Origin of the sequence: Egicoccus sp. AB-alg2 (assembly GCF_041821065.1) — a bacterium.
Classification (GTDB): Bacteria; Actinomycetota; Nitriliruptoria; order Nitriliruptorales; family Nitriliruptoraceae; genus Egicoccus.
In genome coordinates, this window is the sequence record NZ_JBGUAX010000002.1 from 311,472 (window position 1) to 332,014 (window position 20,543).

Consider the following 20,543-nt stretch of genomic DNA (forward strand, 5'->3'; position numbering starts at 1 on the left):
GTGGCCGCCACCGACCCCGGTTTCACCCCCGGTGCCCACCAACCCGGTCTCACCCCCCGCGCAGACGTCCGCGCCCTGCGTGCGGTGTCCCGGCCGCTGCGGCCCTTCGAGGAGTTCACCGACCAGCTGCGGTTCTGGGGCGAAGCACTGTCCGCGCTGCCGTTCAGCCTCAAGTGGTGGCGCAAGGTCATCCTGCCGCAGATCTCGGACGTCGTCGTCGGTGCCGGCGGGTTCATCGTCGGTGGCGGGATGCTGTTCGTCATCGCCTCGCTGGCGTTCTTCACCGGCACGCAGGTCGGCCTGCAGGGCGTCGCCGGCCTCGAGCAGATCGGCGCGCAGGCCTACGTCGGCCTGGTCAGCTCGTTCGCGAACGTGCGTGAGATCACACCGCTGATCGCCGGCGTGGCGCTGGCCGCCAAGGTCGGGGCCGGCTACACCGCCGAGCTGGGCGCCATGCGGATCAGCGAGGAGATCGACGCCGCCGAGGTCATCGGCGTACGCCCGATCCCCTACCTGGTCTCCACGCGCATCTGGGCGGCGCTGATCCCCACCATCCCGCTCTACCTCCTGGCGCTGTTCAGCGCCTTCTTCGCGACGCGCCTCATCGTCACCGGCTTCTACACGATCTCGCCCGGCGCCTACGACACGCGGCTGGCGCTGTTCCTGCCCGTGATCGACATCGTCTACAGCGTGGCCAAGGCGATCGTCTTCGTGATCGTGGTGGTGCTGATCCACACCTACTACGGCTTCTACGCCAAGGGTGGCCCGGCCGGCGTCGGGGTCGCGGTCGGCCGTGCGATCCGGGCCAGCATCACGGCCGTCGTCATCCTGAACATGGTGCTGTCGCTGGCCTTCTGGGCCGCGGGCGGCGAGACGATCCGGATCGCCGGATGACGGGCCGGTTCGCGCGCCTGCGGCCGACACGGCCGCTCGACCCGGTCCTGCAGCGCCGCGTCGTCGGCACCGCCACCGTGGTGCTGGTCCTCGCGCTGGCCACCCTGGTGCTCGACTGGCGCTACGCCCCGCCGCGCGACTCCTACCAGGTCACCGCGCTGCTCGGCACGGCCGGCAGCGGCGTGGGCGAGGGCACCGACGTGAAGGTCCGCGGCGTCAACGTCGGTCGGGTCGACCGGGTCCGCTACGAGGACGGCCGCGCCTACGCCGACCTCACGCTCGACCCCCACCCGCGCCTGCCTGGCCCCGACCAACTGGAGCTGGTGGTCACGGCCAAGACGCTGCTGGGCGAGAAGCAGTTGGAGCTGTCGTTCCCGGACGAGGCCTACGACCGCCCGCCGTACCTGGCCGCGGGTGACGTGCTGGAGGCCGCACGCGAGCCGACGGAGCTGTCCGAGGTGCTGGACGTGATGGAGCCGTTCCTGGCCGCCATCGACGAACGCGAGCTCGCCACCATCGTGGACGTGCTGGGCGATCAGCGCGGCGAGGGCGAGGCCTTCGCCCGCAACCTCGAGCTCGGCCAGCGGCTGGCGGCCTTCGGTGACCGGACCGCCCCCGACGCGCTCGACCGGATGCGGGACCTGACCCTCGTCGCCGACGCCTTCGCGGACGCGGCACCGGACCTCACCCGCCTGAACCGCGCCCTGCCCGAGGCGACGGGCGTGCTGACCGAACGCCAGGCCGACCTGCGCGCCAACCTCGACGCGGTCTCCCGGTTCGCGCGGACCCTCGACCGCACCCTCGACGCCGAGGAGGCGGCGATCAGCGACTTCCTCGTCACGCAGCAGCCGGTGGGTGACGTGCTCGAGCGCAACCAGGACCAGCTCGGCTCGCTGGTGGAGGGCATGTCGCTGTACGCGCGGGCGCTCGGCAGCGGCGGCACGTTGCTGGACGACGGCACCGAATGGGCCGGCTTCCGGATCTTCGTCGACCCGGAGCGCTCGTTCGACCCGGTCAAGCTGCTGTGCCTGGAGCTCGAGGAGGTCTTCGGCGAGGACGCGCCCGCGCAGTGCGAGGACCGGCGATGAACGCGCGCCACCCGCTGCCGAAGTTCGTCGTGTTCGCGCTCGTGTGCCTCGGCTTCACCGCCTGGCTGGTCGTCATGATCGGCAACATCTCCTTCGAGTCGCGCCTGACCTACGCGGCCGACTTCGGCGACGTGCAGGGCCTGCTGGTCAACGACGACGTCAAGGTCGCGGGCGTGACCGTCGGCAAGGTCACCGGCATCGAGCACCTGCCCGGCGGTCGCGCCCGGGTGTCGTTCAGCGTGCGTGACCAGGTGTCGCTGCCCAGCGACAGCACCGTCACCGTCCGGTGGCGCAACGTGCTCGGGTTGCGGTTCCTGTACGTCGAGCCCGGCAGCGGTGGCGAGGTGGTGGCGGCCGGGCACGTGTTCCCGCTCGAGCAGACCCGCGCTCCGGCCGACCTCGGCTCGCTGCTGCAGCGCCTGGCGCCGTTCATGCAGGCCCTCGACCCACGCCTGCAGAACGAGTTGCTGCAAGGCCTGTCCGAGGGGCTGGTCGGCAACGAGCAGGAGGTCCGCTCGCTGATCGCGCAGGGCGCCGAGCTCACGACCGCGATCGCCGGCCGTGATGCGGAGATCGACTCCCTGCTGCGCAACTCGGCCACGGTGCTCGACGCCTACGCCGCTCGCGAACAGGAGCTGCGCGGGCTCCTGGACAGCTTCGCCGAGGTGTCCTCCACCCTCGCCGAACGCAACGACGAACTCGAGCGCGCCATCATGGCCCTGGCCGACGGACAGGAGGAGCTGCAGCGGCTGGTCGACACCAACCGTGGCGAGATCGAGGGCGGCATCGACGCGCTGGAGGACCTGACCACCGTCCTGGCGGCGGATCGTGAGGGCCTGGAACGTGCGCTGGAGACCTCGCCGCGCGGCCTGGTCAGCTACCACCTGATGTCGCGCACCGGGCAGTGGTTCAACATCCGCGCCGTGGGCGCGTCGGTGGCCGACACCGTCGTGTCCACCGAGCGCGGGGCCGCCTACCCGCGTGCGGGCGGGCGCTCGTCACGGTCCTCCGGCGCGGCCCTGTCCGAGCTGTTCGGCGGGGGTCGCTGATGCTGCTCGAGCGCAACCACACCGTCGTCGGGCTGGCCGTCGTCGGCGTGATCGGCGCGGGCACGCTGTTCGCCCTGGGCGCCACCGCCGGACTGTTCGTCCGCGGCGACGTCTACGAGGCCGAGCTCGCCGACGCGGCGGGGCTGAAGGCGGGCGACTTCGTCTACGTCGCCGGGCACCGGGCCGGCGAGGTCCTGTCCGTCGACGTCGACGGCGCGCTGGTCCGGGTCCGGTTCTCCTCCACCGCCCCGGAGCTGCCGGCCGACTCGATGGTCTCGGTCATCCTCTCCAACACACTCGGCAAGCGCGGCCTGTCGCTGACCCCGGGAACGGCCACCGCGACGCTGGCGGACGGCGACGTCATCCCGCTGGCCCGGACCAGCACCCCGATCGACCTGCCGGAGGTCGGCGATCGGGCCACCGAGCTGCTGGGTGGCCTGGACGTGGAGGCGATGCAGGAGCTCACCACGGCGTTGGCCGACGTGACGGAGGGCAACCGCGAGGACGTCGAACGGCTCCTGCGCGGGGTCGAAGACGTCTCGCGGATCGTCAGCGATCGTCGCGACGAGTTGCAGACCGTGCTGGACCGCGCCACCACGCTCGTCGACGCCGCGGCCGAGAAGGACCAGGAGCTGGTCGCGATCATCGACGACTTCGGCAGCGTCCTGGACCGGTTGGTGCAGCGCCGCGAGGACCTCTCCCGGCTGCTCGAGGTGACCGCGTCCCAGTCCGAGGCGACTGCGGCGCTGGTTGGCGACAACCGCGAGCAGCTCGACCGGGTGCTGGCCTCCTTCCACGAGGACCTCGAGGTGATCGACCGGCACCAGGTCGACCTCGCCCACACCCTCGCCTACCTCGGCGTCAGCGTGTACGGGTTCTCCTCGATCGGCGTGTCCGGCGGCGAGGCACGGGTCGACAACCCAGGTTGGGGCAACGTGTTCGTGACCGGGCTCGGCAGCGTCGGCATCGGCGCGCTGCTGGAGTGCAGCGGAGCGCTCGACGCCGTCTTCACCGACCTGCTCGGCCCCGACCCGCGCTGCGAGCCGGTCGACAACCCGGGCCAGGGGCCGCAGCCGGGCCCACCGGCCGAGGACGCCGACGAGCGCCCGGCCGGTCCGCTGGACCCGCCCACCGTGCCGGACCCGGACGTGCTCACCGACGCGGTGACGCGGCCGCTGTCCAACCCGCAGTCGTTGTCACGTTTCCTCGGCGGCATGACCGGCGGAGGTGAGGACGGATGACGACGCGACGAACCCGCCGGCTGCCGATCGTGATGCTGGTGCTGGCCGTCATGGCCAGCGGGTGTGGCCTGCTCGGTGGCGGCACGCCCTCCGAGGTGACCGCCCAGCTGTCCCGCTCGTACAACCTGTTCCCGGGCTCGCCCGTCCGCGTGCTGGGCGTCGACGTCGGCCGGATCGTGGACATCCGTGTGGCGCCGGGGCGCCCCACCGTCGACGTGGTCATGCGGCTGGACGCCGGCGTGGAGCTCCCCGCCGACGCGACCGCGATCGTGGTACCGGAGTCGCTGCTCGGCGAGCGCTACGTCCAGCTGCCGGCGTACACGGACGGACCGACGCTGGAGTCCGGCGCCGTCATCCCCGTCGAGCGCACCAGCGTCCCCCACGAGTTCGACGAGGTGCTCGAAGGGCTCGGCGAGTTCGTCGGCGGGCTCGACGGGACCGAGGTCGGCCGCCTGGTGTCCAACCTGTCGGAGGTGGTCGACGGGCAGGGCGAACAGCTCGGGCGCACCATCGACCGCACCCACGAGGCCATCGGGGTGCTGAAGGACAACGACGACGAGTTGATCGCGCTCGCCAGCCGCCTGTCCGACCTGAACGAGACGCTGGCGACCCGCGACCAGCAGCTCGCCGCGATCATCCAGGACTTCGACACGGTCGCGCGCACGGTCGTCGACGATGCCGACAACCTCGACGCCGCCCTGCGGGGGCTGGTGGACCTGACCAGCGAGGTCGACGGGTTGCTGGCCACGAACGCCGACCGGCTGGAGCAGGACGTCGCGACCCTCACGCGCGTCGGCCGGACCGCGCAGCGCAACCTCGACAACGTCTCGCTGGCCGTCCTGGGCAGCGCCGAGCTGTTCCGGCACGCGGAGCGGATCATCGACCGCGAACACAACATGCTGCCGCTGCAGGACCAGCTGTTCGCGCTCGCGCCGGCACTGACCGACAGCATCCTGTTCCGTCTGCAGGGCATCTGTCTGGCGGCGGGGTTGCCCGAGGACCAGTGCGCGTTCGAGCTGCTGGAAGGGCTGCTGGGCGGTCTCGTGTGCGCGCCGCCGTTCGTGCCGTGTCCGCCCGACGACACGGCGACCCCGTTGGAGGAGGCGCTGCTCGGCTTCGTGGCCAGCGACACGCCCGCCGGCGACGCGGTGCTCGAGGCACTGCGGGACCGGGTCGACGAACCAGAACCGGACGAGCAGGGCCCGGCCCCCGCACCGGCGCCGGACGAGCCGGCACACGTCGTCCCCGACGACGCCCCCGAGCCCGAGGCCGACGCGCCGGCCCGGCGCGGGCTGCTCGACGGCCTCCTGGGACGCCGCGGCGGGGAGGACGGCCGATGAGGCGCCTGCCCCGATCGGTGCTGGCCGTGCTGGTCACCGCGGCCCTGGGGGCCGCGGGCTGCAACCCGGGTGGCCCGGACACGATCGAGCTGACCGCCGCGTTCGACGACGTCGGCGACCTGGTGACCAACGCCCACGTCCGGGCCGGTGACGTCCCGATCGGGCTGGTGACCGGGATCGAGCTCGGCGCCGACCACCGCGCGATCGTGACCATGCAGGTCAAGCGCGACACCGGGCTGCCGGCACGGACCGAGGCGGCACTGGACCGCACCTCGCTGCTCGGCGAGCGCTACATCGACCTGCGGCCGCTCGAGGAGGGCGGCGTCCTGGCGCACGGGGACCACCTCGAGGACGCCCGGGTGGTCACCGACTTCGAGGACCTGGTGTCGTCCGGCGACCGGGTGCTCTCCCTGGTGGCGACCGATCAGTTGCAGGCCGCCATCGAGACCGGCGCGGTGGCGTTCGGTGGCCGCGGCGGCCTGCTCGGTCAGTTCATCACCGACGTCGAAGGCTTCGTCGGCACCTACAACGAGGATCGCGACGACCTGCTGGTGATGATCGACGCGCTGGACCGGCTCGCCACGACCATGGCGCCCGACGCCGAGCTGAACGCCGAGGCGCTGGCGGTGCTCGAGGATGCGTCCCGGGTGCTGGAGGAGGAGGACGAGCGGCTCCTGGACGCGCTGGTCGACCTGACCGAGCTGTCCGTCACCGGCGGACGCATCATGTCCCAGCACCGTGAGGAGACCGAGGACGCCATCCGCCGCCTGCGGATCCTGCTCGAGCAGTTCACCGCGGTCGACGGTGCGCTGGCCGACCTGCTGACGTGGCTGCCGCGCCACAACCTGCACGTCCCCAACGGCGTCGTGCTCGAACAGGGCTCGCAGCGCCACATGGCCCAGGTCTGGCTCGACTTCGTCGTCTGCGGCGTCAACGACACGCCCGGTGACCCGGCCCGCGCCTGCGACCCGCCCAACCCCGGCCAGCCGAGTCCCTACCCGTCCGAGCGTCCCCGCAGCGAAGCCTGCTACGACGACCTCGAGGTGTGCCGCGAGGAGACCGACGCGGAGAACCGGCGATGAATCGTCGGGTCGCCGCGAACCTGGTCTGGGTGGTGCTGTTCGCCGCCGTCGTCACCGTCGGCGCGTTCCTCACGTTCGTCACGGGCGTCCTGTTCGACGACAGCTACCAGGTCCGCGTGCCCATGCCCGAGGCCGGCGGCGTCCTGCCCGACCAGGAGGTGACCGTCCTCGGCCGCGCCGTGGGGCAGGTCGCCGACGTCGAGGTCACGCGCGAGGGGGTGGTGCTCACCCTGGAGATCGACGGCGGCCAGCAGGTCCCCGACCCGGCCGTCGCACAGGTGTTGCGCCGCTCCCCCATCGGCGAACAGGCCGTCGACCTGCGGCCCACGACCGACGACTGGGCCGCGGCCGAGCCGGGCGCCACGATCGAGCCGGTCGAGGCGATCGTGCCCGCGCCGGTGCCCTTCCTGCTCGAGCAGACCGTCGACCTGTTCGCCCACCTCGAACCCGACGAGGTGGGCGTGATCGTGCACGAACTGTCGGTCGCGCTGGACGGGCGCAGCGAGCGGTTGCGGATGCTCAACCGGGACAGCCTCGAGCTGCAGTCCACGCTGGTCGACGGGTTGCCGGAGTTCGAGCGGCTGATCGACTCGTCCGAGACGGTGCTGGGCGTCCTCCGCGAGCAGCGCGACGCACTGCGCTCCGCCCTGCACAGCGGCGCCGACCTGACCGAGCTCTTCGCGGCCCAGCGCCCCAACGTCGAGGCCCTCCTCGACGCCGGCACGCCGGCGCTGGACCGCACCAGCGACTTCGTGCTGGCCAACCGCGCCAACCTCGGCTGCCTGATGCGCGACGTCACCGACCTCAACGAGATGCTGCTCGGGCCGTCCACCTACGAGGGTGCCGGAGCCAGCCCGTACGCCTCCAAACTCGACGAACTCGAACGGGCGCTGGTCACCCACCGGTTCTTCTTCCAGGAGGGCTTCGACATCATCGGTCAGTTCGCCCCCGACACCGGGCTGGGCTGGGTCCGTGTGCTGCTGGTGGCCGACGAGCTCCAGAAGGCCGAGTTCTACGGCGACTTCCGCCCCACACCGACGACGCGGCCGGGCGCCGCCTGCTTGTCGGACCACTTCGGTCCGGGCGTGAACGCGGTGCGCCAGGACGGCGTCCAGGCACCGCACGAGACGGCGCCGGACATCGACTGGGCACCCGAGGTGGCGCCGGCCGACGCCACCGGCGACGAACGGAACCGGCCCGAGGGCGACGGCGGCGCCACCGCCGAGGGACGCGACCGATCGGCGACCTCGGAAGACCAGGACGCCGACGCCGCCACGGCATCGCGAGCCCCCGGCGAGGGGCCCGACGGCGACCCCGACGACGGGCCGGTCGCGCTGGACACGACGGCCCCGACGACCGAACCGGGCGACCGCCTCGCGGCCACGCTCGCCGGCGTGGTGGGGCTGCTGGCCCTGCCGGCGCTGGCGGGGGTCGCGTGGTGGCTGAGGAGGAGGGACGAGGGTGCGGACTGACACGGACACACCTGGCGAGTCGACGTCCGTGGCCGGGTACACAGCTGACGTCGACGCACCGGCGGACGCGGGCGAGGCGCGTGGCCGCCGGTCGAGCTGGCTGCCCTGGCTGCCCTGGCTGCTGGTCGCGCTGGCCGTCGCGGTCGCGGTCGTCGCGACGTGGCGCTGGCAGGAACTCGCCGGCCACGAGCGACAGCGGGCGGCCGTCACGGCCGCGGCCGGCGACTTCGCGGTCGCCCTGACCAACTGGGACGCCGGCGACGGCATGGCCGACACCCGCGAGTCGCTGCGTGCCGGTGGGACCGAGACGTTCGCGCAGGACGTCGACGACCTGTTCGGTGGCACTGAAGACCTGGCCGCGTTGACGGAGCTCGGCGCCCGCAGCGACGGGGACGTCCGCGACGTGTTCGTCCAGTCGCTCGACGGCGACCGTGCCGAGGCACTGGCCGTGGTGGTGCAACGGCTGACGACCGACGAAGGCCAGGAGACCAACGTCCGCTACGCCCGGATGACGCTCAGCGCGGCCGACACCGGCTGGCTGGTGGACGACGTCGAACTGCTCGTGGACGCGGCGCAGCAGGCCGCCCCCGGCGAGGCACGCGGATGAGCTACCGACACGTCGTCGTCGGTACCGACGGTTCGGCCACGGCGCAGCGGGCGGTCACCGCGGCCGGCCGGGTCGCGGCCGCCCTCGACGTGCCGCTGGTCGTCGTGACGGCCTGGCGCCGGGAGCTGGCCGACCCGCCGCCACGCTCCGAGGAGGCCCGGTACCCGGGCGGCAACGCGGCGTCCCAAGAGTCGCACTGGGCGGTGGAGGTGACCTCGGACGCCGCCGGGGCCGCCCGCCGGCTGGGCGTACGCGAGGTGCGTCAGGCTCAGCCGATCGGCGAGCCGTTGGCGGCGCTGCTGGAGGTCGTCGACCGCCACCCCGACGCACTGCTGGTGGTCGGGACCCGCGGGCTGGAGGACGCCGGTGAGCGACTGGTCGGCAACCTGCCGCACCAACTGACCCATCACAGCCCGGTCGACCTGCTGCTGGCCGCCCGCCCCCACACCGATGCCGGCTGGACGACCGTCGGACTGGCCACCGACGGTTCGCGCACGGCCGCGCGGGCGGTGCGCCGCGGGCTGGACCTCGCCCAGGGACTGACGGCCACGCCGGTGCTGCTGACCGTCGCGCGCGACGATGCACGCGGGCAACGCGTCCTCGCCGAGGTGGCCGCCGACCTCGGCGTGGACGGGTCCGTTCGAGCGGACGTCGTGGTCGGCGGCGAGGTGGCACGGGCCCTGGCCACCGCAGCGGCCGAGGTGGACCTGCTGGTGCTGGGCAACAAGGGCATGACCGGCCCGTCACGGCTGCTCGGGTCGGTCGCCAACCGCATCACCCACGAGGTCCCCACCGACCTCCTGCTCGTCAACACGACCCGCCGCCGCGCCTAGGCAGCGCCGCTCGCCACCTGCGACCGGATCGAAGGGATGGCCATGTCCGACGTCGTGAACTACGTGGAGAACTTCGCGCCCGTCGGGGCCGGGATCGGCTTCGGCGGCTCGCGCCTGCACGAACCGCCCGCCGACTACGACAAGTCGGTCGACCCGGTCTTCCCCGGCAACACCGTGATCGACGACCCCGTCATCAGCGTGCGCGGCCTGACGAAGTCGTTCGGGCGCAAGACCGTGCTCGAGGACATCTCGATCGACTTCCCGCGCGGGAAGATCACGACGGTGCTCGGCCCGTCGGGAACCGGCAAGTCCGTGTTCCTGCGCAACCTGATCGGGCTGCTCACGCCCGACCGGGGCGAGATCTGGGTCGGCGAGGACGACATCCCGACGCTGCGGCGCCGACGGCTGCTGGAGGTCCGCAAGAAGTTCGGGGTGCTGTTCCAGGACGGCGCGCTGTTCGGGTCGATGACGATCTACGACAACGTGGCCTTCCCGCTGCGCGAGCACACCGCCAAGTCCGAACGCGAGATCAAGCAGATCGTCTTCGAGAAGCTCGAACTGGTCGGACTCGAGGGCGCCGCCGACCTGATGCCCGACGAGATCTCGGGCGGCATGCGCAAGCGGGCCGGCCTGGCACGTGCCCTGGTCATGGAGCCGGAGATCCTGCTGTTCGACGAGCCCGACTCGGGCCTGGACCCGGTGCGCACCGCCTACCTCAACGACCTGGCCCGCGACATCGTCCGTGAACTCGGCTCGACCATCGTCATCGTCACGCACCACATCCCCTCGGCGCAGCAGGTCGCGGACTACGTCGGGATGCTGTTCCGACGCAACCTCGTCGCCTTCGGCAAGGTCGACGACATGTTCAACAGCTGGTACGCGCCCTGCCAGCAGTTCCTGCATGGCATCACCGAAGGACCGATCGGGATGTCGGAGGAGCGCGACCGACCAGAACTGCTCTGACCGGCCCGGCAAACATCGGTCCGGTCCGAAACGGTGTCCGGTGGTCGGCGTTCGGACGTCGCGCCGCGCGCGTGAACGTGGTCACCCTGCAGCACCGTGCCCCCTGCCGCAGGACTCGACGTGACCTCGACCGAATCCGTGCCGGAGACCATCGACCTCGGCCTCGTCCCCCAGGCCTCGGCGGCAGACACCGCCCGCGCCGTCAACCTCGTGCTGCTGCCCCTGCTCGCGCGGGGCCTGATCGTGCGCCGCCCGCCGATCGTCGCCGGGGCGGAGAAGCTGGACCTCGACCGGCGCGCCGTCCGGGAGCTGCAGCGGCTGCGCCACCGCTACGGCCCGGGGCCGCTGCGCCTGCCACTGCCCCGCGACCTCGCGCTCGTCCTCGATCCCGAGCACGCCAAGCGGGTCCTGGCGGAGTCCCCGGAGCCGTTCCGCCCGGGCAACCTGGAGAAGCGCCACGCGCTGGGCCACTTCCAGCCCTACGGCGTGCTGGCCAGCCACGGGACGATGCGCGACGACCGACGGGCCTACAACGAGAAGGTGCTCGACACGCCGTCGCCGATCCACTGCCTCGCGGGGGACCTGCTCACGAAGGTGCGCGAGGAGGCCGATGCCGTGCTCGCCATCGGCGAGGCGACCGGGCGCATCACGTGGGACGACTTCATCCAGCGCTGGTACCGGATGGTGCGTCGCGTGGTGTTCGGTGACCACGCCGCGGACGAACCCGAGACGACGGAGCTGCTCGGATCGTTGCGGGCGGATGCGAACTGGGGCTATCTGAAGCCCAAGAACCGGCGCAAGTTCGAGCGCTTCGAGGTCCGCCTGCTGCAGCACCTCGCTCGCGCCGAGCCGGGCAGTCTCGCCCATCTGATGCACGAGACTCCCTCCTCGGCGATCACCGTGCCGCACATGCAGATCCCGCAGTGGCTGTTCGCCTTCGACCCGGCCGGGATCGCGACCTGGCGCGCCCTGGCACTCCTCGAGGGGCACCCCGAGGCGGCCGCCCGCGCCCGCGACGAAGTAGCCGGCGTCGATCTCGCGCAGCCGCACGAGCTCGAGTACCTGCGTGCCTGCGTGCTGGAGTCATTGCGGCTGTGGCCGACGACCCCGGGCATCCTGCGCGACACGACGCAGGACACGGTGTGGGAGTCGGGCGTGCTGCCGGTCGGCACGGGCATCGTGATCTTCGCCCCGTTCTTCCACCGCGACGACGAGCGGCTGGAATTCGCCGACCGCTTCGAGCCGTCCCTGTGGACCGGCGACCACGACCCCGACGCCTGGCCGTTCGTGCCGTTCAGCGCCGGGCCCGTGGTCTGTCCCGGCCGCAACCTGGTGTTGCTGCTGACCAGCGCGATGCTCGGGTCGCTCGTCCAGCGTCACGAGTACCGCCTGCCGGCCTCGCGCCACCTCGACCCGACGGCGTCCATGCCGTCGATCTACGACCCGTTCCATGTCACCTTCGCGGTGCGGCCGCTGACCTGACGCAAGACCGCGGGCACCGGCCGACGGCCCGGCGCCGCTCCCCTGCGGGCGGACGACTCAACCTGCGAGGCCCCGCCACGGCCGTCGCTACCATCGGCCGCCCGCCTACCGGCAATCCCCGACCGGGAGACCCATCGTGGCCGAAGACGAAGGTTTCGAGCTCGAGCAGCTGCTCGGCGCCCCCCGGCGCGTCTACGACAAGCTCTTCGAGCAGCGCATGCTCTTCCTCAAGGGCCCGCTGGAGGACAAGAACGGCGACCAGCTCGTCGCCCAGCTGCTGGCGCTGGACGCCGACAGCAACAAGGACATCACGCTCTACATCAACTCCCCTGGCGGCATCATCACCGGGATGTTCGCGCTCTACGACACGATCCAGCTGCTGCAGAGCAAGGTGAACACCCGCTGTGTCGGTCTGGCCGCCTCGGCTGCCGCGTTCCTGCTGTGCACCGGCACCGGGACGCGCTCGGCCACCGAGAACGCCCGGATCATGATCCACCAGCCCCTGGGCGGCGCCCGCGGTACCGCCAAGGACATCGAGATCCAGGCGAAGAACATCGTCTGGATGCGCGAGCGCATCAACGACATCATGGCCGGCAAGACCGGACAGTCGGTCGACAAGATCCGCCAGGACACCGACCGCGACTTCTGGATGACGGGCGCCGAGGCCGTCGACTACGGCCTCATCGACGAGGTGCTCCAGCCCGGTCGCGGCAGCTGACCAGATCCGGCGCCACGCCCCGCCGCCCCTGGCGGCGGGGCGTCGCCGTCCGGTGCCCTCCCCGCCGCCGAACCCTGGAACATGATGCGCATCGGCCTGCTCGAATCCGACCACGTCGCCGGCCACCTGCACAACGTCGCCGGTGACTACGCCGACATGCTGGTCCGGCTGCTCGCCGAGCACGCTCCGGATCTCGAAGTCGTCCGTCACGACGTGGTCGCCGGCGAACCGGTCCCCGACCCGAGCACCGCGGACGGTTGGATCCTGCCGGGCAGCCGCTACGGCGTGCACGACCAGGGCATCCCGTGGATCGACGAGCTCGTCGACTTCGTCCGTGACGCCGACGCCCAGGACGCCCCGATGGTCGGGATCTGTTTCGGGCACCAGCTCCTCGCCCACGCGTTGGGTGGCGAGGTCCGGCGCGCCGATCACGGCTGGGGCGTCGGGGTGCACGAGGCCACGGTCGTGTCCGCGACCGACTGGATGGACCCGTCGCTGCCGAGCTACCGGCTCCTGGTCAGCCACCAGGACCAGGTCGTCCGGCTGCCCGAGGGTGCCTCGCTGCTCGCGACCAGCCGGCACGCGCCCGTCGCCGCCTACCAGCGCGGCCGGGTCGTCGGCTTCCAGGGCCACCCGGAGTTCGTCGCCGACTACGCCGACGCGCTGATGGCCGAACGGGTCGAACGCATCGGCGCCCCGGTCGTCGAGGCGGCCCGGGCGACGCTCGACACCCCCACCGACCACGGCGCGGTCGCCCGCTGGGTCGGCCGCTTCTTCCACGCCTCGGGCGACTGAGTCGCGGCGCCGGGGAAGCGTGACGGTGGGGTGTCGCCCCAGCCCTCCCAGACCGCCACGAAGACGTCGTCGGGACTGGTGGTCGCGCCCTGGCTCCGGCAGGGACGGCCCTGGGGACCGCTACCGTGTCGTTCAGGAGCGAGCGGGGACATACCGTGGAACGACGACGGATCGCGTCGGTGGCGGCCCTCTTCTCGGCGGCACTGCTGCTGGCGCAGGCGACGCTCGGCTGGTCCACGGCGGTCGCGCTGGGCCATCCGTTCGGTCGCGTTCCGCTGGTCACCCTGGCGCCGCTGGCCTCGGTGCTCGTCGTCGTGGTTGGGGCATCCCTGCTGTGGCGGGGCCACGTGCGTTCCGGCGCGGCGGTGCTGGTCGCCTCGACCGTTCTGTCGCTGCCGCTGCTGGCGTCGACGCTGCTGTTGTTGCGCGGGCCACGGGCCTCGCCGCTTGTCGGCAGTGTGCTGCTGTTCGTCAGCGCGTTCGCGCTGCTCGCGGTGGCGGCGGCGCTCGCCGCCTCCGAGATGAAGGCCTGGCCGTCACGCCGCCCGTCCCATCCCGGTGCCCTGTTCGTCATCGGGATGGCGCTGAGCGGCGTCGTCTGGCCGGTGGTGTCCACGCAGGTCCCGCTGGAGACCTACGACCCGACCGCGTGGAGCCAGCCACTCGTGTTCACGACCGCCGACGTCTGGTCGCGTTGGGTGTTCGTCCTGGCGGCCGTCGCCACCGCGACCGTGCTGCTGTACGCCGCTTCGGCGACCCGACGTGTCGGTGCCGTCGTCGTCGTCACGGCGGTGGTGCCGTGGCTCCTCGGCGACCTCGGTGCGGCGATCGACGCCGCGCGGCGGCCGGATGCCTTCTTCACGCCGGCCGGTTGGGTCTCGATCGCGGGGCAGGTCCTGCTGCTCGCACTGGCCGCGACCTGGTGGGTGAGGGGCCGTGACGATCGCGCGCCCGCCGCGGCCCAGTCGGTCGGGTCCCCGTCCTGACGGCCGACGTCGTCAACCGGTGGCACCCGCACGATCCAGGAACGCGGCCATGTGCCCACGGATGACCGGCGCGTGGGGGCGGTAGTCGCCGTTCGGGTACCCCTCGGCGATGCCGGCTTCGGCCACGGCGGCGATCGCCTCGGCGTGGGCGTGGTCGGCGGGGACGTCACCGAACGGCGCGCCGCCCGACGCCTCCAACCCGTAGGCCCGCGCCAGGAAGGCGGCCATCTGCGCCCGGGTGATCGAGGCGGCCGGACGGTACGTGCCGTCCTCGTAGCCCTCGGCGATGCCGTCGGACGCGACGGCAGCGACGCCGTCGGCGTGCTCGTCACCGGCGTCGAGGTCCGGGAACGGCGGTGACCCGGCCGCGTCCAGCCCCAGTGCGCGTGCCAGGAACGACGCCATCTGGTCACGGCGGACGTCGTCGGCGGCACAGAACCGGTCGCCGACAGGGTTGCACCCGTCGGTGATGCCGGCGGCGCGCAGGTTGGCGATGGCGTGGAGGTGCTCGCGGCCCTCGACGTCCTGGAACCCCCCGGGCCGTGTCAGCCCGTCGCGGTCGGTGAGTCCGAAGCAGAACCCTTGCGCGCGGGCCTCCTCGATGATGCCCGGCAGGGCGGCGATCGTCTCCGGGGTGTTGCTGGAGCCGTCGTGGAACAGCACCACGTCCCCGCCTTGCAGGTCGGACAGCACCCGTCGTTCGATCTCGGTGGCGGTGGACTCCCAGTCCCGTGAGTCCAGGTCCCACAGGATCGTCCGGTAGCCGACGGATTCGACGGCGGCCTGCACCCGCGCGTCGCTGTCCCCGAACGTCGGCCGCAACAGCGGCAGCGGCACCACCCCGGCGTCGCGTATGGCGTCGTCGGTGGCCGTGACCGTCCAGCGGATCTCGTCGTCGTTCAGGCTCGTCAGGCGTTCGTGGTGAAAGGTGTGGTTGGCCACCTGGTGGCCCGCGTCGGCGGCACGGCGCACGAGCTGCGGCCGCTCCTGCACCTTGGCGCCCTCGACGAAGAACACGGCCGGCACCGCGTGTGCCGCCAGGACGTCGAGTATCTCGTCGGTGTGGACGTCGGGGCCGTCGTCGAAGGTGAGGCTCACGTAGCCGGCCGGGCACGGGCTTTGACGCGTCGTCCCCGACGCGGCCTCGGCATCGATCGACCCTGCCTCACTCTCGATCATCGCCGCCTCGGCCCGCGAGGCAACGGCCGGCACAGCCGTCGTCGCGTCCGTGGCTGCCGCCGCCGGTGCCGCGAGTCCGAGCACGACCATGGACAGGACGGTCGTGGTGCGGCGTGCCAGCACGTGAGTCCGAGGTCGGGCGTGTTCACCACCGTACGGGCGAGGCTTTTGCCCGCCCCGTCCTGACCAGCACGGTCGCCGCCCGGCCGCTCGGCCGGGCGACGGGTGGCCGTCGACTAGTCGCCTCGGGTACGCGAGCGGCCGACGTGGTACGCGAGCCGGGACATCTGTCCCGCGAGGTCACCGACGCCCGCAAGTTCGTCGCCGCCGCGACACTTTCGTGCCACGTCGCTGCTTAGAGTCGCGCGCCGGGCGATCGGCGCCTGGAACCGAATCACGTTCGGAGCGTGAGTGGGCAGGAAGAGGAAGCTGGGCCTCGTGCTGTGCGCGGGGGCGATGGTGGGCATGACCGCCAGCGCGGCGTCCGCCGGTGAGATCACCGGCAACGGCAAGGTCCTGGAGGTCAAGGCACGCTCCATCTGTGCCTACTCCGGCCTCGACGACGACGATGACGACGGTTTCGACCGCACGCAGAACTGGGGCCAGATCCCCAAGGCTGACCGGGAGTTCCTCGCCGGCATCGGCGCTCACCCGGGGCAGGCCTGCAACGCCCGGCTGAACCCCTACACGGGCGGAGGTCACTGAGGGAGGCGGCCGGCTCCGGTCACGGAACCGGCTAGGTCGTGAACGAACCGCCCCCGGCTCCCCAGCCGGGGGCGGTTCGTGTTCGCAGGCGTCGCGTCGCGGGCGCGACCGCCTACCAAGCACGCAGGTCAGGACCCCTTCGCGTCGTCCTCGACGTAGAGGTAGTACTCCTGGTCGGCCTCTTCCCAGTCCATCTCGACGACGTCCTTGTTGACCGCCGCCTTGCAGAACTGCAGGAAACCGGAGTAGCCGAGGTCCTTCTCCGAGAAGTCGGGTTGACGCTTGCGCAGTTGGTCCTTGAGACCGGACAGCGGCGGATCCCCGCCGAGCTCGTCCATCAGCTCCTTGACCGTGTCGCGCAACAGTTGGAACGCGGCGTCCTCGTCGCGGGGTGCCGACGGGAAGTCGACCTCGGGGTCGCCCTTGGCGCTGCCCTCGCTGAGCACGATCACCTTCTGCTCCTCGAGGTGGCGCAGCAGCTCCCGGAAGCCGCGGAAGCCGTAGTCCTGTTCGTTGAAGGTCGGGTCCTTGCGAAGCAGTGCCCGTTTGAGGTTGGAGGCCTGCACGGCGCCGGCCGACGACGACTGCACGCCCGACAGCGTCCGGGTGATGAGCCGCTCGAGTTTGCGCAGGTCCTGCTTCTGCGTCGAGGTCTCCGCATGCGCGGGTGGCCGTGCCTCCTCGACGGACGGGGGCTCCTCGGCTGGCGTGGCTCCGCGCTTGTCGACGGTGGTGGCCTTGGCAGCAGCCTTCTTCGCGGGGGCGGCACTCTTCTTCTTGGCCCGGCCGGCGGGCTGGTTGTTGCTGGTCCGCCGCGGTGCGCCCTCGAGCCGGTCGTAGAACAGGAACTCGTCGCACGCGGGCGGCAGCATCGCCGAGGTGGAGCCCTTCAGACCGACGCCGATCACGCGCTTGTTGAGCTCGCGCAGCTTGCCGACCAGCGGTGTGAAGTCCGAGTCGCCGGACACGATCACGAACGTGGAGACGAAGTCGCGCGTGAAGGCCAACTCCATCGCGTCGACCGCCATCTGGATGTCGGCGGCGTTCTTGCGCACCGAGTCGGAGCGCTGCGGGATCTCGATCAGCTCGACGTTGCTGTCGACCATCCCGCGGCGATCCTCGCTGAACAGGTTCCAGTCCGCGTATGCCTTGCGGACCAGGAGCTTGCCGCGTTCGGCGAGCGCCTCCATCAGGGGCGCGGGGTCGAAGCGGAAGCCGATGTCGCGGGCACCGATCGCCACGTTCTCGTGGTCGATGAACAGCGCGAGGCGTTCTTCTGGGGGTTCGTTGATCGTCATGGCCCGCACCCTAGCTGGCCCCGGACCGGCCTCCGCGCTCGCACGCGCGTCCAACCGCTCCCCGCCGTCGACGGCCGCGCAGCCGTCCGCGCCCGGTCGCGGCAGCGCGCGCCGGTCGCGGCCGACGGCCACCGGGGGGCAGGCAGGCGCGACCGTTGCCGCCACACGCGACCGGGTGCCGGCCCGTGCGACCCGGCGGTCGTGTCAGTCGCCGCGCAGCGGCATGCCGAGGTGGTCCTCCAGGGCCGCGATGGTCGTGTCGTCGTCGACGTGCAGCACGGTGCGCATCCCGAACCGGTCGGCGACCCGCAGATTGCCGCCGAGATCGTCGACGAACGCGATGCTGGACGCCGCCAGCCCCATGCGCGCCAGCGCGAGCTCGTAGATGGCCGGCTCCGGCTTGCGCAGCCCCACCTCGCCCGAGATGACCTGCACCTCGAAGTGCGCGTCGAGCAGGTCACGGGGATACATCTCGGTGCCCCAGGAGTTCGACAGCAGCCCGACCCGCACGCCCGCCGCGCGGGCCCGACGCGCGACGTCCCACAGCGCGCCGGCCGGCTGCAACCCGGCGAACATCCGCGCCACCAGCGCACCGTCGACCGGGTCGTGGCCGGCGTCGTAGAGCAGCTGGCGCAGGTGTCCGTCGAAGTCGTCGACGGTCAGCTCGCCGCGCTCGATCGCGCCGATGAGACCGCCACCGGGGTCGCGCGACGCCGCCACCAGCAGCTCGAACGTGCGCCCGGGCGGGATGCCGTGCTCGGCCTCGAAGACGGCGAAGGACCGCTCGACCGGCGGCGTGAGCACGCCGCCGTAGTCCAGCAGCAGTCCGAGCTGGCCGTCGCTCACCGGCCGGCCCGTCCGGCCGCTTCGGACGCCCGCTCGCCCAGCGCCAGCACCATGTCACCGAACGCGCGGAAGCTGTCGTCGGTCTGGCCGTAGGCCCCGGCCGCGAACCGGCTGTAGACGCCCTCGAGGATGCACGCGAGCTTCCAGTACCCGAACGCGAGGTAGTAGTCGAGCTGCGAGACGTCGCGCCCGGACGCCTCCGCGTAGCGGGCCGCCACCTGCTCGCGCGTCCAGAAGCCGTCCACGGTCGTCGGCGAGTCCAGCAGCGGCAGCACCTCGTCGCCGGGCTCGGCCCAGTAGACGAGCAGCAGGCCGAGGTCAGCGAGCGGGTCCCCCAGCGTCGTCAGTTCCCAGTCCAGGACGGCCTGCACCGCGCCGGTGCCGGCGTCGAGGATGAGGTTGTCCAGCCGGTAGTCGCCGTGGACGATCGTGGCCGGGCCCTGCGCCGGGATGTCGGCCACGAGCCGGGCGTGGACGTCGTCGAGGACCGGCAGTTCGCGGGTGGCTCCCTGCCGCAACTGGCCGTGCCAGCGCTTCAACTGGCGGGCGAGGTAGTCCTCCTTGCGGGCGAGGTCGCCCAGGCCGACCGCGTCGACGTCGACCTCGTGGAGTCGCACGAGCACGTCCACCAGGTCGGCGGAGGCGGCGGCGCGGGTGTCGGCCTCGAGGTGGTCACGGGCCGCCGCGGCGTCGCGCACCACCACCCCGTCGACGAACCGCATCACGTAGAACGGCGCGCCCGTCACCTCCGTGTCGTGCTCGTGGCCGACGGTGGGTGGCACGGGGACGTCCGCGTCCGCGAGCGCCCGGATGATGCGGTGCTCACGGCCCATGTCGTGGGCGGACTGCAGGACGCCGTGCAGGGGTGGACGACGCAGGATCAGACGCCGGCCGGCGGCGTCGGTGACGGTGTAGGTGAGGTTCGAACGCCCGCCCTGGATCACCTCGAACGTCAACGGCGGCTGGACGTCGGTACGAGCGGCCAGCCAGTCGGTGACCGGTCCGACCTCGATGCCGTCGACCTGCCCCACGTCGCGTTCCTCCATGCCGACAACCGGGCCGGCAGCCTCGCAGATCGCGCGAAGGCCGACCAAGCCGGACCGGTCGACGCAGCCCGGCTAGCGTCGCCGCCGTGCCCTCGCCGACCGGAGTCAGGCCGTGGCCAGCTCGTCCGCCGGAGCGCCGGACGCGAATGCGCGTGGTTGGGACGTCCTCGCCGACGCCTACCAGCGCGAGGTCGGCTGGCCCGACGACGCCCTGACCTGGGGCCTGCGTTGCCCCCCGGAGGAGGACCTGCGGCTGGTGACGGACCTGGTGACGGGCGCGACCACCGTCGTCGTGGGCTGCGGCGGCGGACAGGACCTGCTCGCGCTCGCCCGCATGGGCGCGGGCCGACTGGTCGGCGTGGACCCGTCGGCCCGGCAGTTGGCCCATGCCCGGCGTCGACTCGACGAGGCCGGTGTGGAGGCGACGTTGGTCCGCGCCGACGCCGAGGCACTGCACGAGGTGCCCGACGGTGCCGCCGACCTGGTCGTGTCGGTGCAGGCGCTGAACTACCTCGAGGACGTCGACGGCGGGATGGCCGAGGCCTGGCGGGTGCTGCGGCCCGGCGGACACCTGGTCTTCAGCGTCATGCATCCGGCCGACGCCGTCACGGACGACGCCCCGCCCTATGGATTCCGCCGGTCCTGGTTCGAGGTGGCCAGCGACTGGGTCTGGGACGGGCTCGCGGAGGAGGACGTCGCCTTCCGGTCCTGGTTCCGCTCCGCGAGCGACTGGTTCACGGCCTGCCGGCGGGCGGGCTTCGACGTCGAGCGGCTGCTCGAACCGGCGCCCGCCGACGACCGTCGCTGGATCGAACGCGGCTGGCTCGACGAGGACGGCTACGCCAAGCTCGACCGTGTGCCCGCGACCATCGCGGTGCGGGCCCGTCGCCCGGTGGACGGCGCCGGGCCCACCTGACCC

Annotated in this window: 20 protein-coding genes; 16 read left to right on the plus strand and 4 right to left on the minus strand. The window is 72.2% G+C overall.

Annotated features, from left to right (window positions below; translation table 11 throughout):
• From ACERM0_RS04115 to ACERM0_RS04180, 14 genes are all read left to right on the plus strand, one after another.
• Window positions 1-894 (plus strand): ABC transporter permease, encoded by an 894-nt coding sequence (locus ACERM0_RS04115; protein ID WP_373677244.1) that lies wholly within the window; start codon window positions 1-3, stop codon window positions 892-894.
• Window positions 891-1,982 (plus strand): MlaD family protein, encoded by a 1,092-nt coding sequence (locus ACERM0_RS04120; RefSeq protein ID WP_373677245.1) that lies wholly within the window; start codon window positions 891-893, stop codon window positions 1,980-1,982. The genes ACERM0_RS04115 and ACERM0_RS04120 overlap by 4 nt, the downstream gene beginning before the upstream one ends.
• The gene (locus tag ACERM0_RS04125) at window positions 1,979-3,031 is read left to right on the plus strand and encodes an MCE family protein (RefSeq protein WP_373677246.1); all 1,053 of its coding nucleotides are present in this window, start codon (window positions 1,979-1,981) and stop codon (window positions 3,029-3,031) included. Before ACERM0_RS04120 ends, ACERM0_RS04125 begins: the two co-directional genes overlap by 4 nt.
• Window positions 3,031-4,272 (plus strand): MCE family protein, encoded by a 1,242-nt coding sequence (locus ACERM0_RS04130; RefSeq protein ID WP_373677247.1) that lies wholly within the window; start codon window positions 3,031-3,033, stop codon window positions 4,270-4,272. Before ACERM0_RS04125 ends, ACERM0_RS04130 begins: the two co-directional genes overlap by 1 nt.
• Window positions 4,269-5,612, plus strand: coding sequence for an MCE family protein (locus ACERM0_RS04135; protein ID WP_373677248.1), 1,344 nt, complete (start codon window positions 4,269-4,271; stop codon window positions 5,610-5,612). Before ACERM0_RS04130 ends, ACERM0_RS04135 begins: the two co-directional genes overlap by 4 nt.
• A complete protein-coding gene (locus ACERM0_RS04140; RefSeq protein WP_373677249.1) occupies window positions 5,609-6,694 on the plus strand; it encodes an MCE family protein in 1,086 nt (361 codons plus the stop codon). The genes ACERM0_RS04135 and ACERM0_RS04140 overlap by 4 nt, the downstream gene beginning before the upstream one ends.
• Window positions 6,691-8,166: an MlaD family protein gene (locus ACERM0_RS04145; RefSeq protein ID WP_373677250.1), complete on the plus strand. Its 1,476-nt coding sequence runs from the start codon at window positions 6,691-6,693 to the stop codon at window positions 8,164-8,166. The genes ACERM0_RS04140 and ACERM0_RS04145 overlap by 4 nt, the downstream gene beginning before the upstream one ends.
• Window positions 8,156-8,773, plus strand: coding sequence for a hypothetical protein (locus tag ACERM0_RS04150; RefSeq protein WP_373677251.1), 618 nt, complete (start codon window positions 8,156-8,158; stop codon window positions 8,771-8,773). Before ACERM0_RS04145 ends, ACERM0_RS04150 begins: the two co-directional genes overlap by 11 nt.
• A complete protein-coding gene (locus tag ACERM0_RS04155; protein WP_373677252.1) occupies window positions 8,770-9,606 on the plus strand; it encodes a universal stress protein in 837 nt (278 codons plus the stop codon). Before ACERM0_RS04150 ends, ACERM0_RS04155 begins: the two co-directional genes overlap by 4 nt.
• A 42-nt stretch (window positions 9,607-9,648) precedes the next feature.
• Complete coding sequence (locus ACERM0_RS04160; protein ID WP_373677253.1) at window positions 9,649-10,569, plus strand: ABC transporter ATP-binding protein; 921 nt, start codon at window positions 9,649-9,651, stop codon at window positions 10,567-10,569.
• A 120-nt stretch (window positions 10,570-10,689) separates the two neighbouring features.
• Entirely contained in the window at window positions 10,690-12,051 is a 1,362-nt protein-coding gene (locus ACERM0_RS04165) for a cytochrome P450 (protein ID WP_373677254.1), read from the plus strand.
• A 136-nt stretch (window positions 12,052-12,187) separates the two neighbouring features.
• Complete coding sequence (locus ACERM0_RS04170) at window positions 12,188-12,769, plus strand: ClpP family protease (protein ID WP_373677256.1); 582 nt, start codon at window positions 12,188-12,190, stop codon at window positions 12,767-12,769.
• Window positions 12,770-12,850: 81 nt separating this feature from the next.
• Window positions 12,851-13,564, plus strand: a complete 714-nt coding sequence (locus ACERM0_RS04175; RefSeq protein ID WP_373677257.1) for a gamma-glutamyl-gamma-aminobutyrate hydrolase family protein — start codon at window positions 12,851-12,853, stop codon at window positions 13,562-13,564.
• Window positions 13,565-13,719: 155 nt separating this feature from the next.
• The gene (locus ACERM0_RS04180) at window positions 13,720-14,550 is read left to right on the plus strand and encodes a hypothetical protein (protein WP_373677258.1); all 831 of its coding nucleotides are present in this window, start codon (window positions 13,720-13,722) and stop codon (window positions 14,548-14,550) included.
• Window positions 14,551-14,562: 12 nt separating this feature from the next.
• On the opposite strand, the gene ACERM0_RS04185 is transcribed toward ACERM0_RS04180, so the two are convergent.
• On the minus strand, window positions 14,563-15,852 hold the full coding sequence (locus ACERM0_RS04185; RefSeq protein ID WP_373677259.1) for a polysaccharide deacetylase family protein: 1,290 nt from the start codon (window positions 15,850-15,852) through the stop codon (window positions 14,563-14,565).
• Window positions 15,853-16,140: 288 nt separating this feature from the next.
• On the opposite strand from ACERM0_RS04185, the gene ACERM0_RS04190 reads away from it, so the two are divergent.
• Window positions 16,141-16,434, plus strand: a complete 294-nt coding sequence (locus ACERM0_RS04190; protein WP_373677260.1) for a hypothetical protein — start codon at window positions 16,141-16,143, stop codon at window positions 16,432-16,434.
• 128 nt (window positions 16,435-16,562) lie between these two features.
• Here ACERM0_RS04190 and ACERM0_RS04195 read toward each other — a convergent pair whose 3' ends face one another.
• The 3 genes from ACERM0_RS04195 to ACERM0_RS04205 form a co-directional block, all read right to left on the minus strand.
• Entirely contained in the window at window positions 16,563-17,732 is a 1,170-nt protein-coding gene (locus tag ACERM0_RS04195; protein WP_373677261.1) for an NYN domain-containing protein, read from the minus strand.
• A 204-nt stretch (window positions 17,733-17,936) separates the two neighbouring features.
• Window positions 17,937-18,578 (minus strand): HAD-IA family hydrolase, encoded by a 642-nt coding sequence (locus ACERM0_RS04200; RefSeq protein WP_373677262.1) that lies wholly within the window; start codon window positions 18,576-18,578, stop codon window positions 17,937-17,939.
• On the minus strand, window positions 18,575-19,609 hold the full coding sequence (locus tag ACERM0_RS04205) for a phosphotransferase family protein (RefSeq protein ID WP_373677263.1): 1,035 nt from the start codon (window positions 19,607-19,609) through the stop codon (window positions 18,575-18,577). Before ACERM0_RS04205 ends, ACERM0_RS04200 begins: the two co-directional genes overlap by 4 nt.
• A gap of 127 nt (window positions 19,610-19,736) precedes the next feature.
• Here ACERM0_RS04205 and ACERM0_RS04210 point away from each other — a divergent pair, with 127 nt between their 5' ends.
• Complete coding sequence (locus ACERM0_RS04210) at window positions 19,737-20,540, plus strand: class I SAM-dependent methyltransferase (RefSeq protein WP_373677264.1); 804 nt, start codon at window positions 19,737-19,739, stop codon at window positions 20,538-20,540.
• Window positions 20,541-20,543: the final 3 nt, after the last annotated feature.

Bases quoted from the DNA above. Each gene is read 5' to 3' on its own strand.
- ACERM0_RS04120 (WP_373677245.1), top strand. From the start codon at position 891: ATGACGGGCCGGTTCGCGCGCCTGCGGCCGACACGGCCGCTCGACCCG.
- ACERM0_RS04125 (WP_373677246.1), top strand. From the start codon at position 1,979: ATGAACGCGCGCCACCCGCTGCCGAAGTTCGTCGTGTTCGCGCTCGTG.
- ACERM0_RS04130 (WP_373677247.1), top strand. From the start codon at position 3,031: ATGCTGCTCGAGCGCAACCACACCGTCGTCGGGCTGGCCGTCGTCGGC.
- ACERM0_RS04135 (WP_373677248.1), top strand. From the start codon at position 4,269: ATGACGACGCGACGAACCCGCCGGCTGCCGATCGTGATGCTGGTGCTG.
- ACERM0_RS04140 (WP_373677249.1), top strand. From the start codon at position 5,609: ATGAGGCGCCTGCCCCGATCGGTGCTGGCCGTGCTGGTCACCGCGGCC.
- ACERM0_RS04145 (WP_373677250.1), top strand. From the start codon at position 6,691: ATGAATCGTCGGGTCGCCGCGAACCTGGTCTGGGTGGTGCTGTTCGCC.
- ACERM0_RS04155 (WP_373677252.1), top strand. From the start codon at position 8,770: ATGAGCTACCGACACGTCGTCGTCGGTACCGACGGTTCGGCCACGGCG.
- ACERM0_RS04160 (WP_373677253.1), top strand. From the start codon at position 9,649: ATGTCCGACGTCGTGAACTACGTGGAGAACTTCGCGCCCGTCGGGGCC.
- ACERM0_RS04175 (WP_373677257.1), top strand. From the start codon at position 12,851: ATGATGCGCATCGGCCTGCTCGAATCCGACCACGTCGCCGGCCACCTG.
- ACERM0_RS04195 (WP_373677261.1), bottom strand. From the start codon at position 17,732: ATGACGATCAACGAACCCCCAGAAGAACGCCTCGCGCTGTTCATCGAC.